Source organism: Pseudomonas fluorescens, assembly GCF_902498065.1.
GTDB classification, from domain to species: Bacteria; Pseudomonadota; Gammaproteobacteria; order Pseudomonadales; family Pseudomonadaceae; genus Aquipseudomonas; species Aquipseudomonas fluorescens_BJ.
In genome coordinates, this window is sequence record NZ_CABVIR010000006.1 from 258,986 (window position 1) to 274,872 (window position 15,887).

The 15,887-nt window shown below is 60.0% G+C and carries 14 protein-coding genes and 1 pseudogene; 10 read left to right on the top strand and 5 right to left on the bottom strand.

The genetic code is table 11. The features are described 5' to 3' along the window. Nucleotides 1–35 precede the first annotated feature (35 nt). Both F8N43_RS21465 and hslO read right to left on the bottom strand, forming a co-directional pair. Nucleotides 36–1,577, bottom strand: a complete 1,542-nt coding sequence (locus F8N43_RS21465) for a phosphoenolpyruvate carboxykinase (protein WP_150654324.1) — start codon at nucleotides 1,575–1,577, stop codon at nucleotides 36–38. Nucleotides 1,578–1,759: 182 nt separating this feature from the next. Continuing rightward, on the bottom strand, nucleotides 1,760–2,662 hold the full coding sequence (hslO, locus tag F8N43_RS21470) for an Hsp33 family molecular chaperone HslO (protein ID WP_150633122.1): 903 nt from the start codon (nucleotides 2,660–2,662) through the stop codon (nucleotides 1,760–1,762). 102 nt (nucleotides 2,663–2,764) lie between these two features. Between hslO and F8N43_RS29605 the strand changes: the two are divergent. Continuing rightward, nucleotides 2,765–2,992 (top strand): annotated as a pseudogene (locus F8N43_RS29605) (phosphoesterase); the annotation flags it as partial. 112 nt (nucleotides 2,993–3,104) lie between these two features. On the opposite strand, the gene F8N43_RS21480 reads toward F8N43_RS29605, so the two are convergent. Next, complete coding sequence (locus F8N43_RS21480; protein WP_150633123.1) at nucleotides 3,105–3,512, bottom strand: RNA-binding S4 domain-containing protein; 408 nt, start codon at nucleotides 3,510–3,512, stop codon at nucleotides 3,105–3,107. 116 nt (nucleotides 3,513–3,628) lie between these two features. Here F8N43_RS21480 and F8N43_RS21485 point away from each other — a divergent pair, with 116 nt between their 5' ends. From F8N43_RS21485 to rimK, 3 genes are read left to right on the top strand one after another with little or no spacing between them, the layout of a single operon-like run. Next, nucleotides 3,629–4,408, top strand: coding sequence for an EAL domain-containing protein (locus F8N43_RS21485; RefSeq protein ID WP_150633180.1), 780 nt, complete (start codon nucleotides 3,629–3,631; stop codon nucleotides 4,406–4,408). A 34-nt stretch (nucleotides 4,409–4,442) separates the two neighbouring features. After that, on the top strand, nucleotides 4,443–4,904 hold the full coding sequence (locus tag F8N43_RS21490; protein WP_191623729.1) for an ATP-dependent zinc protease: 462 nt from the start codon (nucleotides 4,443–4,445) through the stop codon (nucleotides 4,902–4,904). Continuing rightward, nucleotides 4,901–5,806, top strand: coding sequence for a 30S ribosomal protein S6--L-glutamate ligase (gene rimK, locus F8N43_RS21495; RefSeq protein ID WP_007949201.1), 906 nt, complete (start codon nucleotides 4,901–4,903; stop codon nucleotides 5,804–5,806). Before F8N43_RS21490 ends, rimK begins: the two co-directional genes overlap by 4 nt. A gap of 156 nt (nucleotides 5,807–5,962) precedes the next feature. Here the strand turns inward: rimK and F8N43_RS21500 are convergent, their stop codons facing one another. After that, nucleotides 5,963–7,276 (bottom strand): ATP-binding protein, encoded by a 1,314-nt coding sequence (locus F8N43_RS21500; protein WP_150633125.1) that lies wholly within the window; start codon nucleotides 7,274–7,276, stop codon nucleotides 5,963–5,965. A gap of 101 nt (nucleotides 7,277–7,377) precedes the next feature. After that, entirely contained in the window at nucleotides 7,378–8,118 is a 741-nt protein-coding gene (gene ompR, locus F8N43_RS21505; protein WP_008032260.1) for a two-component system response regulator OmpR, read from the bottom strand. A gap of 360 nt (nucleotides 8,119–8,478) precedes the next feature. Between ompR and F8N43_RS21510 the strand changes: the two genes are divergently transcribed. From F8N43_RS21510 to tauC, 6 genes are all read left to right on the top strand, one after another. Beyond that, nucleotides 8,479–10,803, top strand: coding sequence for a Tex family protein (locus F8N43_RS21510; protein WP_150633126.1), 2,325 nt, complete (start codon nucleotides 8,479–8,481; stop codon nucleotides 10,801–10,803). Further along, complete coding sequence (locus tag F8N43_RS21515; RefSeq protein ID WP_095127618.1) at nucleotides 10,803–11,186, top strand: PaaI family thioesterase; 384 nt, start codon at nucleotides 10,803–10,805, stop codon at nucleotides 11,184–11,186. Before F8N43_RS21510 ends, F8N43_RS21515 begins: the two co-directional genes overlap by 1 nt. Nucleotides 11,187–11,458: 272 nt before the next feature. Continuing rightward, nucleotides 11,459–13,042: a glutamate--cysteine ligase gene (gene gshA / locus F8N43_RS21520; RefSeq protein WP_150633127.1), complete on the top strand. Its 1,584-nt coding sequence runs from the start codon at nucleotides 11,459–11,461 to the stop codon at nucleotides 13,040–13,042. A gap of 217 nt (nucleotides 13,043–13,259) precedes the next feature. Continuing rightward, complete coding sequence (gene tauA / locus F8N43_RS21525) at nucleotides 13,260–14,237, top strand: taurine ABC transporter substrate-binding protein (protein ID WP_150654325.1); 978 nt, start codon at nucleotides 13,260–13,262, stop codon at nucleotides 14,235–14,237. Nucleotides 14,238–14,253: 16 nt separating this feature from the next. Then, entirely contained in the window at nucleotides 14,254–15,048 is a 795-nt protein-coding gene (tauB, locus tag F8N43_RS21530) for a taurine ABC transporter ATP-binding subunit (RefSeq protein WP_150654326.1), read from the top strand. Then, nucleotides 15,045–15,878, top strand: a complete 834-nt coding sequence (tauC, locus tag F8N43_RS21535; RefSeq protein ID WP_150633130.1) for a taurine ABC transporter permease TauC — start codon at nucleotides 15,045–15,047, stop codon at nucleotides 15,876–15,878. The genes tauB and tauC overlap by 4 nt, the downstream gene beginning before the upstream one ends. The last annotated feature ends 9 nt before the right edge of the window (nucleotides 15,879–15,887 follow it).

Below are 15,887 nucleotides of genomic sequence, written 5' to 3' on the forward strand. Positions count from 1 at the left end.
CCTTTTGGCGGCTTTCTCATTACATCAAACCAATCTTACAACTTCGGCCCAGCCGCCTTGATCGCGTCGCTCACTTCGAACTTCTTGAAGTTCTCGACAAACAACCCGGCCAGTGCTTTAGCGGCTTCATCATAAGCAGCCTTGTCAGCCCAGGTATTACGCGGGTTCAACAGGCCAGTCTCAACGCCCGGTACGGCCAGTGGCACGTCGAGGTTGATGGTGTCGAGGTGCTCGGTTTCAACACCGATCAACGCGCCGCTCTGGATCGCTGCGATCACGCCGCGAGTGGTCGGGATGTTGAAGCGTTTGCCGACGCCGTAGCCGCCGCCGGTCCAGCCGGTATTGACCAGGTAGACCTTGGAGCCGAAGCCGCGGATGCGTTTGATCAGCAGTTCTGCGTATTCGCCAGCCGGACGCGGGAAGAACGGTGCGCCGAAGCAGGTGGAGAAGGTCGACTTGATGCCGCTGCCGGAACCCATTTCGGTCGAGCCCACCAGAGCGGTGTAGCCGGACAGGAAGTGGTAGGCCGCTTGTTCTTCGCTGAGGATCGAAACTGGCGGCAGTACGCCGGTCAGGTCGCAGGTCAGGAAGATCACAGCGTTTGGCTCGCCACCGAGGTTTTTCTCGGAACGCTTGGCAACGTGCTCCAGCGGGTAGGCGGCGCGGCTGTTCTGGGTCAGGCTGACATCGGCGTAGTCGGCGTGCTTGGCGTCGTCGATCACGACGTTTTCCAGGACTGCGCCGTGCTTGATGGCTTTCCAGATGACCGGTTCGTTCTTCTCCGACAGGTCGATGCACTTGGCGTAGCAGCCGCCTTCGATGTTGAAGACAACGCCTTCGCCCCAGCCGTGTTCGTCGTCACCGATCAGGTAACGGCTTTCGTCGGCGGACAGGGTGGTTTTACCGGTGCCGGACAGGCCGAAGAACAGGGTCACGTCGCCCGCTTCGCCAATGTTGGCAGCGCAGTGCATTGGCAGCACGTCAGCGGCCGGCAGCAGGAAGTTCTGCACCGAGAACATGGCTTTTTTCATTTCACCGGCGTAACGCATGCCAGCGATCAGCACTTTCTTCTGTGCGAAGTTGAGGATCACGCAACCGTCGGAGTTGGTGCCGTCACGCTCTGGCACGCATTCGAAGTTGGCAACGTTGAGCACTTGCCACTCATCACGGCCAGCCGGGTTGTACTTTTCCGGGTTGATGAACAGGCAACGACCGAACAGGCACTGCCAGGCAGTCTGGGTGGTCATCTTCACGGCCAGGTAGTGGTCTTCAGACGCACCTACATGCACGTGGGAAACGAAATGCTCTTGCGCGTTGTTGAACGCCTCGACGCGAGCCCACAGGGCATCGAACTTGTCGGCCGGGAACTTGCGGTTGATCGGGCCCCAGGCGATGGAGGCCTGGGTGGTCGGCTCTTCAACGATGAAACGATCGACTGGCGAGCGGCCGGTACGGTGACCGGTGCGAACAACCAGTGCGCCGGTATCGGCAAGCTCGCCTTCACCGCGACTCAGAGCTTCTTTTACCAGATCATCAACACTCAGATCGGTGTACACGGCGTTATTGGCTTGCGTCATGAGATTCCCCGTCGGCCAGTGGCCGAGTGTGCTCCAAACGTTTTGTAGTAGAAAGTCGTGCACTACTACCGCGACAAAAAGTGGGCCGGATTATGCCAGAAACGCCCAAAAATAGTAGGGCCCTCCCGTCGTAACGGCGTTATTCCGGCGTTAAGCAGTGAATTTACCTGCGCTGAACCGTTTTAGTGACGGGTATCTGACGGCGTCTCAACGCCCGCGCCGGCGAATAATTGAGCAATATCGGCGGCGTCGAACAGGTAACGTTCATTGCAGAACTGACAGTCGATTTCGATGTTGCCACCGTGTTCGACGATCAGGTTCTGCGCATCTTCCAGACCCAAACTGACCAAAGCATTCGCAGAACGTTCGCGCGAGCAGCTGCAATGGAAGCGCAACTTCTGCACATCGAACAGCCGGACCTGCTCTTCGTGATAGAGACGATGGAGCACGGTTTCGTTGTCCAGACTGAGCAATTCATCAGCCGTCAGGGTGCTGCCCAACGCGGTGATGTGCTGCCAACTGGCGGCGCGTTCTTCTTCGTCTTTCAGACGGTCGGCGGGCAATTGCTGCAACAAAAGGCCACGGGCGCGGCGGCCATCGGCGTACAGCCAGAAACGCGTGCCCACCTGCTGGGACATGACGAAATAATTAGTGAAGCACTCCGACAGGGTTTCACCATCGAGGTCGACGATGCCCTGGTAGCGCTGGCCGTGGGTCGGGTCGACTGTCAACGCCAGCACGCCGTTCGGCATCAGGTCGGCGAGGGTTGCGTCGGCGGGGATCTGGTCCGCCTCATAACGGGCCAGACCACGGATTTCACGTTCGCTGGAACATTCGATCATCAGCAACGGAATCGGGCCATCGGACCGTGCCTGAAGAATCAGCAGACCATCAAATTTCAAGGTGCCGACCAGCAATGACGCCGCGGCCATCAGTTCGCCAAGAAGTTGCGCAACCGGCTCCGGATACGGGTGTTTGGCCAGTACTTCGGCGTAGCTGCGCTCCAACGAAACCAGCTCGCCGCGGGTGTCGCTGTCATCGAAGATGAAGCGTTGGGTGTAGTCGGTATCCGGTAGATCGGTCATAGGTCTGGGTATCTGAAGTCAATGATAAAAAGGTTACAAACAAGATAATTGCGCCTCTGCAGCACCGTTTTGGCGCGCACTGTTCAGCCATGGAGGCATTTTATGAACAATCCGGATTTGTTCCAAGCAAGGTGGGACGTCCGCCGGTGGCGTTATGCAATTTGTGCCACCAGCGCTGCTGGCCTTCTGGTTATGGCCTACAGGTCAGATGCTGTGTGGGATTTTCGACGAGCGGCTTCCCATCCACTCGATTCGCCGCTGGCGACTCCCCCCATATGGCTGCGCATTCGGGTAAATGCAAGTCTGCGCCCATTCGATGCAGTGGTCGGAGGGTGTCAGGGTGTTCACTGGGCAAGGCTGGCGCCTACAGGTGATCGCGTTTTTATGTGGGAACGAGCCTGCTCGCGAAGACGTCAGCCCAAACGACACAGAAGCAACAACCTCACTCGTCGTTACTGCTCCCACGAAATTTAAACAGATCCCGCCGCTGCTTCTTGCTTGGCTTGCCGTCGGTGCTCACGCCCAGCGAGCCCGCCTTGCGCATCGCCGCAGCCGCTTCGCGCTTGGCGATGCTGGCTTCAGTTTCCGCGTACAACGTCTGCGCTTCCGGCGCGCCACGGCGCACTATCGATAGCGCCTGGACCACCACCGTGCGCTCCTCGAACCCTACTCGAATCTGAAACTCGTCGCCGACCCTCGGTTCCTTGCCCGGCTTGCAGCGTTCGCCACGGCAATGCACCTTGCCGCTTTCAATCGCGGCTTTGGCCAAAGCACGAGTTTTGTAAAAACGCGCAGCCCACAACCATTTATCGAGACGGACCCTGTCGTCTTCTTCCTGTTTTTGTGCCATATGAATTCCTCTTTCGGCCAATAGTCGGAACTGTACTACCGTTTCTGTCGGGCGCAAGAACTCGGCCCTCCAGATAGAATGTGATCTTGGCCGGCCCACCGGCATGGAGTGACCGAGTGACTATATTTCCGTCTTCATTGACTTCAACCCAGAGCGGTTGCCGGGGCTGCCAGCAAAGCGAGCCGCTGGGCTTCGATTTTGCCTTTGCCTACCAACCGATCGTCGACTTGCGAGACCGGACGATTTTCGCCCATGAAGCCCTGGTACGGGGGGTTGCCGGAGAAGGGGCATTGTCAGTGCTCGATCAGATCACCGAGGAGAATCGCTACCGTTTCGACCAGCTCTGCCGGACCCGCGCCATTGGAGGTGCGGCGAATTTAAATATGCAGACACATTTGTCGATCAACTTCATGCCCAACGCCGTGTACCGTCCGGAGCTGTGTATTCGCAGCACGCTGGAGGCCGCGAAAACACACAACTTCCCCATCGACCGCCTGATTTTCGAAACACTGGAAAGCGAGCACGTAGATAACTATCGCCATTTGACTAATATTCTGCGTGAATACCGCGAATTCGGCTTCAAGACCGCCATCGACGATTTCGGCGCGGGCTACTCGGGGCTCAATCTGCTGGCTGACTTCCAACCGGACCTGATCAAACTCGACATGGCACTGATCCGCGATGTCGACCGTGATCGTGTTCGTCAGGCTATCGTTCGGGGGATTGTCACAATCTGTGCGGAGTTGGACGTTACAGTCATCGCCGAAGGCATTGAAAGCGCTGGAGAACGGGATTTCCTGGCGGACTGTGGAATTTTTCTGATGCAAGGTTACTGGTTCGCCAAACCTGCATTCAAAGCGTTGGCTCAGGTATCGCCTGAAGCCTGGACGCGATAATCGCCGGTTTTTCCTATTGAAGACATTTGACCATTTGACCGTTATCGGTCTGCGCGAGTGGGTGGCGCTCCCTGATCTGGGGGTCGCGGGCCTTCGGGCAAAAATCGACACCGGCGCCAGCACTTCCAGCCTGCACGCCACCGATATCGAGCCGTTCGAGCGCGATGGCGAGAGCTGGGTGCGTTTCACGGCGCACCTGGGCACGGTCGTGCAACTGCGTCATCGACGTTGCGAAGCGCCGCTGGTGACGATGAAAACCATCAAAAGCTCCAATGGCCATGCGCAAAAGCGTTACGTGGTCAGCACCACCCTGGCCCTCGGTGATCGGGTCTGGCGGGTCGAGTTCACCCTCGCCTGCCGCAAGTCCATGCGTTATCGCCTGTTACTCGGTTCCAAAGCCCTGATCGACGGCCAGTTGGTGGTCAATCCGGGAATCAAATATGTACAAGACAAGCCGGTGTTCCCGGTATCTACCTCCTCCACAGGTGTTGCATGAAGATCGCTGTGCTGTCGCGGAACCCGCGTCTGTATTCCACTCGTCGTCTGGTCGAAGCCGGTACCGAGCGTGGCCATGAAATGGTGGTGATCGACACCCTGCGCGCCTACATGAACATCGCCAGCCACAAGCCGCAGATCCACTACCGCGGCAAGCCGCTGGAAGGTTTCGACGCGGTGATTCCGCGGATCGGTGCGTCGGTGACGTTTTATGGCTGCGCGGTGTTGCGTCAGTTCGAAATGATGGGGGTGTTTCCACTCAACGAATCGGTGGCCATTGCCCGCTCGCGGGACAAACTGCGGTCGCTGCAATTGCTGTCGCGCCGTGGAATCGGTTTGCCGGTCACCGGATTTGCGCACTCCCCGGATGACATTCCCGACCTGATCGACATGGTCAACGGCGCGCCGCTGGTGATCAAGGTGCTGGAAGGCACCCAAGGCATCGGCGTGGTGCTGTGTGAAACCGCGACGGCGGCGGAATCGGTGATCGAGGCCTTCATGGGCCTCAAGCAAAACATCATGGTTCAGGAGTACATCAAGGAAGCGGGCGGCGCGGACATTCGCTGCTTCGTGGTGGGCGACAAGGTCATTGCGGCGATGAAGCGTCAGGCCAAGCCGGGGGAGTTTCGCTCCAACCTGCATCGAGGTGGCAGCGCCAGCCTGATCAAGATCACCCCGGAAGAACGCATGACCGCATTGCGCGCGGCCAAGGTGATGGGGCTGGCGGTGGCCGGTGTGGATATCCTGCGTTCAAATCACGGACCGTTGGTGATGGAAGTGAATTCGTCGCCGGGGCTGGAAGGGATTGAAACCACCACCGGGAAGAATGTGGCGGGGATCATCATTGAGCATCTGGAGAAGAATGGTGGGCCGAACATGACGCGGACCAAAGGCAAGGGTTAATCCCTGAATCATGTGGCGGCAGGGACGCCGCCTTCGCGGGCAAGCCCGCGCCCACAGTGTTCGGTGTCGGTCACAAATTTTGTATCCACCATAAATCACTGTGGGAACTGGCTCGCCCGCGAAGGGGGCCACCAGCCCCACCGAAGATTTCAGTTTTTAAACCGCATCCCGCGGCAACATCAACCCAAGCGGCAACCGCACCCGCGCTTCAAGACCACCACCAGTACGATTGCGCAGCTCCACATTCCCGCCATGCATCGAAGCAATCCGCTTCACAATCGCCAACCCCAAGCCAGTCCCCTTCCCGCCTCGAGCACGATCCCCCCGGGTAAACGGATTGAAGATCGCCTCCAGCTCCGACGGATCAATCCCCGCCCCACGGTCCATGACGCTCAGCACCACATACGGAGCGCTGACATCCCCGGACACATACGCCGCCACTTCGACCCCACTGCCCGCATGATGCAGCGCGTTGCCGATCAGGTTGTTCAGCAGCCGCTTCATCGATACCCGACGCAATGGAAACGGCTGAATCGGCTCCAGTCGCAGGCGTACTTTCTCTTCATTCTGGTTGTACGGCGCGGCGACTTCGCGGACCAGGTCAGTCAAGTCCACCTCTTCCACCGATTCATCGCGGCCATCGCGGATGAACGCGAGGAACTGGTCGAGAATCGCGTCCATGTCTTCGATGTCGCGCACCATGTCGTCCGTCAGGTCGCTGTGGTCGCCCATCAGTTCCAGTGACAGGCGCAATCGCGTCAGTGGCGTACGCAAGTCATGGGACACCCCGGCCAGCATCAGCTCGCGCTCGCGGCCGGCCTGTTCGACGTCTTCAGCCATTTGGTTGAAGGCGCGATACACCTCGGTCATCTCGCTTGGCGTATCGCTGATCGGCAGACGCACACTACGGCCCTGGCCAAGTTGCCTCGCGGCATAGACCAGACGTTTCAAAGGTTGATTGAGCTGACTGACGAAGATCCACGCCGAGGCCGTGGAGAGCAAGCCGATGGCGAGGAACCAGCCGAGTACGTTCCAGATTTTCTGGCCACGCAAAGGATGCGGGTACAGTGGCACTTTCAGCCAGCCATCGCCCAGACTGGGCGCCCGAACCCACAGCGCTGGCGGTGAGTGCATACGCAATCGCACCTCGGTGTCGGCACCGAGCTCTGCCTGCATCTGCCGTTGGTAGATCTCGCTGTACGGCCAGTGTTGCTCGCCTTCCGGCACGCCGGTGCCCACCACCCGGATCAGGGTCGCCGCTTCGGCAATCTTGTCGCGGTTGTTTTCATCCGCCGCCCAATAGGCGCGCAGCGTCAGGGCAACGCCGTGGCTGTATTGGCGGTCCACCAGCACGTCTTCGTTCATCAACAGATAAACCAGGGTCAGCGCCTTGGAGAACAGGACGACGATCAGCACCAGCCACAGGGTGCGGGAGAAGAAACTCTGGGGGAACCACACGGGGGTTTTCATGGATAACCGCTACACACTTGCAGGAGCGAGCGATGCTCGCATATTGCGGATCGCGAGTCTGCGGACAATCGTCCGCACGACCCGCTCCTACAAATCGCCGATCACTTGGTGGCGGCGCCATCCGGAACGAACACGTAGCCCACGCCCCAGACGGTCTGGATGTAACGCGGCTTGGACGGATCGGGTTCGATCATCCGGCGCAGACGGGAAATCTGCACATCGATAGAACGCTCCAGCGCATCCCACTCGCGACCACGGGCCAGGTTCATCAGTTTGTCGCGAGTCAGTGGCTGACGCGCGTTCATGACCAATGCCTTGAGCACCGCAAACTCGCCGGTGGTGAGCATGTGCACTTCGTCACCGCGTTTCAGTTCGCGAGTCGCCAGCGACAATTCGTAGTCTCCGAAGGTCACGCTTTCGTCTTCGCTGCCTGGCGCACCCGGCACCGGCGCGGACTGGCGACGCAGGACTGCTTTGACGCGCGCCATCAGCTCATCCGGGTTGAACGGCTTGGCCAGGTAATCGTCGGCACCCAGTTCGAGGCCCTTGATGCGGCTCAGCTCGTCACCCTTGGCGGTGAGCATGATGATCGGAATCTGATTATTCGCGCCGCGCAGACGGCGGCAGGCGGTCAGACCGTCTTCGCCGGGCAGCATCAGGTCGAGGACGACCAGGTTGAACACTTCACGCGCCAGCAGGCGGTCCATTTGTTCGGTGTTCGGTACGGCGCGGGCACGGTAGCCCTTGCTGACGAAAAAGCGTTCCAGCAGGCTGCTGAGCCCCGGATCGTCGTCAACGATAAGAATTTTTTCGCCTTCAGCAATGTTTGCAGTGCTGCTCATTGGATGCTCCTTTGATCTCGGCGCGCATTATGGCGTAGCTGCCGTTATACGCACCGTGTGCATTGTTAGCAGATTTTTCCTTCACCGCCAGGAATCCGGGCATTGTGCCTACAGCCTGTGTTGCCCCCGAATGATAGAACGCTGGTTATAATGCGCGGCCTTTTGTGTCAGGCAACGTCTGATCGTTACCCCGGCGGCGGCTTTTTATTTTCATCGTCGCGGCAGTAATTGTTCGATTTCACGGGTCAACGGGATGCCTGTTGACCCAGGTAGCGGCGCAGGCCAGGCCGCTCAACCAGACTCGCCGAGCCACTATCCGTGCGCCCGCGAGCCTGCTTTCACAATTTGTCAGGTGGTTTTATGGACAGCATCAACAGCCGCATCGCCGAGGAACTCGGCGTACGCCCACAACAGGTCGAAGCGGCCGTCGCGCTACTCGATGAAGGCTCTACCGTTCCCTTCATCGCCCGTTACCGGAAAGAAGTGACCGGCAGCCTCGATGACATCCAGTTGCGTCATCTGGAAGAGCGTCTGCGCTACCTGCGAGAACTCGACGAACGGCGCATCAGCATCCTCGCCAGCATCGAAGAGCAAGGCAAGCTGACCCCGCAACTTGAACGTGACATCAAGCTCGCCGACACCAAGACCCGCCTCGAAGACTTGTACTTGCCGTACAAGCAAAAGCGCCGCACCAAGGGCCAGATCGCCCTGGAAGCCGGCCTCGGCGAACTGGCCGACGGCCTGTTCAACGACCCGACCCTGACGCCAGACACCGAAGCCGCGCGCTTCGTTGATGCCGAAAAAGGCGTCGCCGATGTCAAGGCCGCCCTCGAAGGCGCCAAGTACATCCTCATGGAACGCTTCGCCGAAGACGCCGGCCTGCTGGACAAGCTGCGCAGCTATTTGAAGCAGGAAGCCACCCTCAGTGCCCGCGTGATCGCCGGCAAGGAAGAGGAAGGTGCCAAGTTCCGCGACTATTTCGAACACGATGAACCGCTGAAAAGCATGCCGTCGCACCGCGCGCTGGCGATTTTCCGTGGCCGCAACGAAGGCATTCTGAGTTCGGCGCTGAAAGTCGGCGACGAACTGCCGGGCACCATGCACCCGTGCGAAGGCATGATCGGCCAGCAATTCGGCATCCAGAACCAGAACCGCGCCGCCGACAAATGGCTGGGCGAAGTGGTGCGCTGGACCTGGAAGGTCAAGCTCTACACTCACTTGGAAACCGACCTGTTGGGCGAACTGCGCGACGGTGCGGAAACCGAAGCGATCAACGTGTTCGCGCACAACCTGCACGACCTGCTGCTGTCGGCTCCAGCCGGCCCGCGCGCCACGCTGGGCCTCGATCCGGGCCTACGCACCGGTTGCAAGGTCGCCGTGGTCGATGCCACTGGCAAGCTGCTGGATCACGCCACGGTTTACCCGCACGTGCCGCACAACAAATGGGACCAGACGCTCGCGATTCTCGCCGCCCTGTGCGCCAAGCATTCGGTGGACCTGATCGCCATCGGCAACGGCACCGCCAGCCGCGAAACCGACAAGCTGGCCGCTGAACTGATCAAAAAATACCCGGCCATGAAAATGACCAAAGTCATGGTCTCCGAGGCCGGTGCATCGGTTTACTCGGCGTCGGAACTGGCCTCCAAGGAATTCCCGGATCTCGACGTGTCGATCCGTGGCGCAGTGTCCATCGCTCGTCGCTTGCAGGATCCGCTGGCCGAGCTGGTGAAGATCGATCCGAAATCCATCGGCGTCGGCCAGTACCAGCATGACGTGTCGCAGCTGAAACTGGCGCGCGGCCTGGACGCTGTGGTCGAGGACTGCGTGAACGCCGTGGGCGTGGACGTGAACACCGCTTCCGTGGCGCTGCTGGCCCGTATCTCCGGCCTCAACGCGACGCTGGCGCAGAACATCGTGAGCCACCGCGACGAGCACGGCGCGTTCAAAACCCGCGCGGCGTTGAAGAAAGTCGCGCGTCTGGGCGAGAAAACGTTCGAGCAGGCGGCCGGTTTCCTACGCGTGATGAACGGCGACAACCCGCTGGATTCATCTGCGGTTCACCCGGAAGCCTATCCATTGGTGCAGCGCATCGCCGCTGAAACCGACCGCGACATACGCTCGCTGATCGGCGACGCCAGCTTCCTCAAACGCCTTGATCCGAAGAAGTACACCGACGAGACTTTCGGTCTGCCGACGGTCACCGACATCCTGCAAGAACTGGAAAAACCCGGCCGCGACCCGCGTCCGGAGTTCAAGACCGCCGAGTTCCAGGAAGGCGTCGAAGACCTCAAGGACCTGGAGCTGGGCATGATCCTCGAAGGCGTCGTGACCAACGTGACCAACTTCGGTGCGTTCGTCGACATCGGCGTGCATCAGGATGGTTTGGTGCATATCTCTGCGCTTTCGGAGAAGTTCATCAAGGATCCACGCGAGGCAGTGAAGGCCGGTGACGTGGTGAAAGTGAAGGTCATGGAAGTCGACATCCCGCGCAAACGCGTCGGCCTGTCGATGCGCATGAGCGACACTCCGGGCGAGAAAATCGACGGTGCCCGTGGTGCACGTCCGGGGTCGGCACCGCGCCAGTCCCAGAACACGGCACCGCGCAAGGAAACCACGGCAGCGGCCCCGGCCAACAACGCCATGGCTTCGCTGTTCGCCAACGCCAAGCAGTTGAAGAAACGCTGATGGACATTCCGGCCGGGCTGACCGAAAGCGCTTTTTTCAAGCTGCTGGGGTGTCGCTTGCACAGCCTGGAAACCGGGGTGGCGCAAGTCGCCCTGGCGCTGGAGCCAGAACTGCGCAATCGCGGCGGCAAGCTTCACGGCGGGGCCTTGTTCAGCCTGGTGGACATTGCCATGGGGCTGGCCTGTTCCAGCACCCACGGCTTTGACCAGCAGAGCGCGACCATCGAGTGCAAGATCAACTACATTCGCGCCGTCGCAGACGGTGAGGTGATGTGCACGGCACGGGTGATCCACCCGGGCCGCCGCACGCTGGTGGTCGAAGCTGACGTGATGCAGGGCGACAAACTCGTCGCAAAAGCACAAGGCACGTTCGCTGTCCTGTAGCTAGAAGTCATCGATTTGAGTTAATTTCAGCGCAAAGCAACCTGTGGGAGCGAGCCTGCTCGCGATGAGGGAGTGTCAGTCAACATATTCGTCGTCTGACACACCGCCATCGCGAGCAGGCTCGCTCCCACAGGGATTGTGCAGTTCTTGACTGACCGGCATAAGGCCTACGCGGCTCAAAAACCAGGCGAAAACGCCAGTTTCAACTTCACCCTTGTAGACCGTCTTGCCCACCCCCATATTGGGGCGACTGACGCGTGAAGGAATCCAAATTGAGCGAACTTCTCAACCGCCGCCTGGCTCTGCTCGGCGAGCGCGCTAACCTCTCTCTGCTCGAACAGTGCCTTCACGGCATCGAACGTGAATGCCTGCGCGTGACCGGCGAAGGTCGCCTGGCGCAAACGCCGCACCCGGAAGAATTGGGTTCCGCGCTGACCAACGAACAAATCACCACTGACTATTCCGAGTCGCTGCTGGAATTCATCACGCCCGCCTTGCCCGACCCGGCTGACACGCTGGCGAGCCTGGACAGAATTCACCGTTTTGCCTATAGCAAACTCGGTAACGAGTACCTGTGGAGTCCGTCGATGCCGTGCCCGTTGCCGGCCGAGGAAGATATCCCGATCGCCTATTACGGCACGTCCAACATCGGCAAACTCAAGTATGTCTACCGCAAAGGCCTCGCCCTGCGCTACGGCAAGACCATGCAGTGCATCGCCGGGATTCACTACAACTTTTCCCTGCCCGAAAAACTCTGGCCGCTGCTCAAAGAGGCCGAAGGCTTTGTCGGCACTGACCGCGACTATCAGTCGTCGGCCTACATCGCGCTGATCCGCAACTTCCGTCGCTACAGCTGGCTGTTGATGTACCTGTTCGGTGCCTCGCCAGCGCTGGACGCCGGTTTCCTGCGTGGTCGTTCGCACCAGTTGGAACAGCTGGACCCGGACACTTTGTACCTGCCGTACGCCACCAGCCTGCGCATGAGCGACCTCGGTTACCAGAGCAACGCCCAGGCCGGTCTGACGCCGTGCTACAACGACCTGGCGAGCTACACCGACAGTCTGCGCAAGGCAGTCGCCACACCGTATGCGCCATATGTCGAAATCGGCACGCATCAGGACGGTGAGTGGGTTCAGCTCAACACCAACATCCTGCAGATCGAAAACGAGTACTACTCCAACATCCGCCCGAAACGCGTGACCTACACCGGCGAACGGCCGATCCAGGCGCTGGTGGCCCGTGGCATTCAGTACGTTGAAGTGCGATGCCTGGACATCAACCCGTTCCTGCCAATGGGCATTGACCTGCCGGAGTCGCGATTCCTCGACGCATTCCTGCTGTACTGCGCGCTGAACGACAGTCCGCTGCTGACCAATAATTCGTGCGGCAATGCCACTTCGAACTTCCTCAGCGTGGTCAAGGAAGGTCGCCGACCGGGCCTGCAACTGCAACGAGACGGTCAACCGGTTGACCTGAAAGAGTGGGCAGGCGAGTTGCTGGAGAAGATTGCGCCACTGGCGGCATTACTGGATCAAAGCCATGGCGGCGATGCCCATAGCAAAGCGTTGGACGTGCAACTGGCCAAGGTCAAGGATCCGTCCCTGACACCATCGGCCCAAGTGCTGGCGGCGATGGCCGAGCACAAGGAGAGCTTCAGTCAATTCTCCCTGCGTCAGAGTCAGGCCCATGCGGAATATTTCCGCAGCGAGCCTTTGAGCAGCGACGATCAGGCGACGTTTGAAGCGCGGGCGCGCTCGTCGCTGGCGGAGCAAGTGGAGCTGGAACAGAACGAAGTCGGCGATTTCGATGTGTTTGTCGGCTCGTATCAGGCGAGCATTCTGGCGATCAGCAACTAAACTTCCCACGCAAGACTGATCGTTCCCACGCTCCGCGGGGTAATGCCTCACCGACTGCATTCCCGCGCAGAGCGTGGGAACGATCAGGGTGCGCGGTGATGGCACTTAGAATTTTCCGCTCATAAGCTCATTCGAAAAAGTTATTTATTTTCGGATTCTTATATCATTTAGTCTCCTTTTCACGCCGACTCTCGGTCGCCTGACAAGGAGCTTCTCAATGAAACTGAATGTCCCTCTTCGCCTCCTGGCGGCCGCATCTTTGGCTGCGGCGAGTTTCTTTGCCCAGGCGGCTGACGTGACTGTCGCCTACCAGACCACCGTAGACCCGGCGAAAGTCGCGCAGGCCGACGGCGCGTACGAAAAAGCCACCAACGCCAAGATCGACTGGCGCAAATTCGACAACGGTGCCGACATCATCGCCGCCATCGCTTCTGGCGATGTGCAGATCGGCTACCTCGGTTCCAGCCCCCTGACGGCTGCAATCACCCGCAAAGTCCCGGTTGAAACCTTCCTCATTGCCACGCAGATCGGCGCCGCCGAAGCACTGGTCGCTCGCGACGGTTCCGGGATCAAGACCCCGCAAGACCTGATCGGCAAGAAAATCGCCGTTCCGTTCGTTTCCACCGGTCACTACAGCCTGCTGGCCGCGTTGAAGCACTGGAACATCGACCCGTCGAAAGTCACCGTCCTCAACCTCGCCCCGCCAGCCATCATTGCGGCGTGGAAACGCGGTGACATCGACGCCACTTACGTCTGGGATCCGGCGCTCGGCGTGGCCAAGGAAAACGGCAAAGTGCTGATCACCTCCGGCGAACTGGCCAAGTTCGGCGCGCCGACCTTTGATGCATGGATCGTGCGCAAAGACTTCGCCGAGAAGCACCCGGAAATCGTCACCGCGTTCGCCAAAGTTACCCTCGACGCCTACGCAGATTACCGCAAAGACCCGAAAGCCTGGCTCGCCAACCAGTCCAATGTCGACAAACTGGTGAAGCTGTCTGGCGCCAAGGCCAGCGACATACCGCTGTTGCTGCAAGGCAACGTCTACCCGTTGGCGGCTGATCAGGTGAACACCCTCGGCGCGCCGACCACCAAAGCCATCACCGACACCGCCGTGTTCCTCAAGGAACAAGGCAAGGTCGAGGCCGTGCTGCCGGACTACGCGCCGTACGTCAGCGCCAAGTTCATCACCAACTGATCGGGAGTTCATTGCGATGGCTTTGCTACAGCTGGAGCGCATCAGCGCACAGTACCCCGGCAGCCCGGAACCGGTGCTGGCGGATATTTCCCTGAGCCTCGGGCCCCAGCAATTGCTGGTGGCCCTCGGCCCTTCCGGCAGTGGCAAGACTTCGCTGTTGAACCTGATCGCCGGTTTTGTCGAACCCAGCGTCGGGCGCATCACCCTCGATGGTGTGCCAGTCAAAGGCCCGAGCGCCGAACGCGGTGTGGTGTTCCAGGACGATGCCTTGTTGCCCTGGCAGGACGTGCTGGCCAACGTCGGTTTCGGTCTGGAACTGGCGGGTGTTTCCCGTGACAAACGTGAAATCCGCGCCCGGGAAATGCTCGCCCTGGTTGATCTGTCCGGTTTCGAACATCGCCGTATCTGGCAGCTTTCCGGCGGCCAGAAGCAGCGTGTCGGCCTGGCCCGTGCGCTCGCCGCCGATCCTCGCGTGTTGCTGATGGACGAACCTTTCGGCGCCCTCGATGCCTTTACCCGCGAACAGATGCAAGAGCTGCTGTTGCAGGTCTGGCAGCGCACCGCCAAACCCGTATTCCTGATTACCCACGACATCGAAGAGGCGGTGTTTCTCGCCTCGGACTTGATTCTGCTGGCGCCAAACCCCGGGCAAATCGTCGAACGCCTGAGCCTGGACTTCGGTCAGCGTTACGCCGCCGGCGAGTCCGCACGGTCGATCAAATCCGATCCGCGCTTTATCGAAACCCGCGAACACGTACTCGCCAAAGTGTTCTCCCAACGCAGCGCCGCCACGCGGCAGGAGCGCGCATGAGCAGCTATGAAATTCCCGCCGTGACGGTGAAACCGGGTTCGACGGTGATTCCGGTTCGACGCAGCCTCAGCACGCGCTGGATCAGCGTACTGACTCTGGTCGCGCTGGTTGCCCTGTGGTGGGCCGTTACCGGCACAGGAATGATCGAACCGCTGTTCCTGCCGCCACCTTCCGCCGTACTGCAAAAAGGTTGGTTGCTGGTGACCACCGGCTACATGGATTCGACGTTGTGGCAGCACTTGGGCGCGAGCCTCGGCCGCATCGGCCTGGGCCTTGGTTTTGCCGTGCTGACTGCTGTGCCGGTCGGCATTGCGATCGGTGCCAACCGCATCGCTCGCGGCATTCTCGATCCGCTGATCGAGTTCTACCGCCCGATTCCACCGCTGGCCTATTTGCCGCTGATCGTTATCTGGTGCGGCATTGGCGAGCTGTCGAAAGTCTTGCTGATCTACCTGGCGATTTTCGCCCCGATCGCCATTGCCACCGCGACGGGCGTGCGCACCGTCGACCCGGCCAAGTTGCGCGCTGCGCAGTCTTTGGGCGCGACCCGGGCGCAGTTGATTCGCCATGTGATTTTGCCAAGCGCGTTGCCGGACATTTTGACGGGCGTGCGTATTGGTCTGGGGGTGGGTTGGTCGACGCTGGTCGCCGCCGAGCTGATCGCCGCCACCAGCGGGCTGGGCTTCATGGTGCAGTCGGCCGCGCAGTTTCTGGTCACCGACGTGGTAGTGCTGGGGATTCTGGTGATTGCGCTGATCGCCTTTGCCATGGAAATGGGCCTGCGCGCCCTGCAACGCAAACTGGTGCCGTGGCACGGCCAGGCTCACTAAAGACTTGTC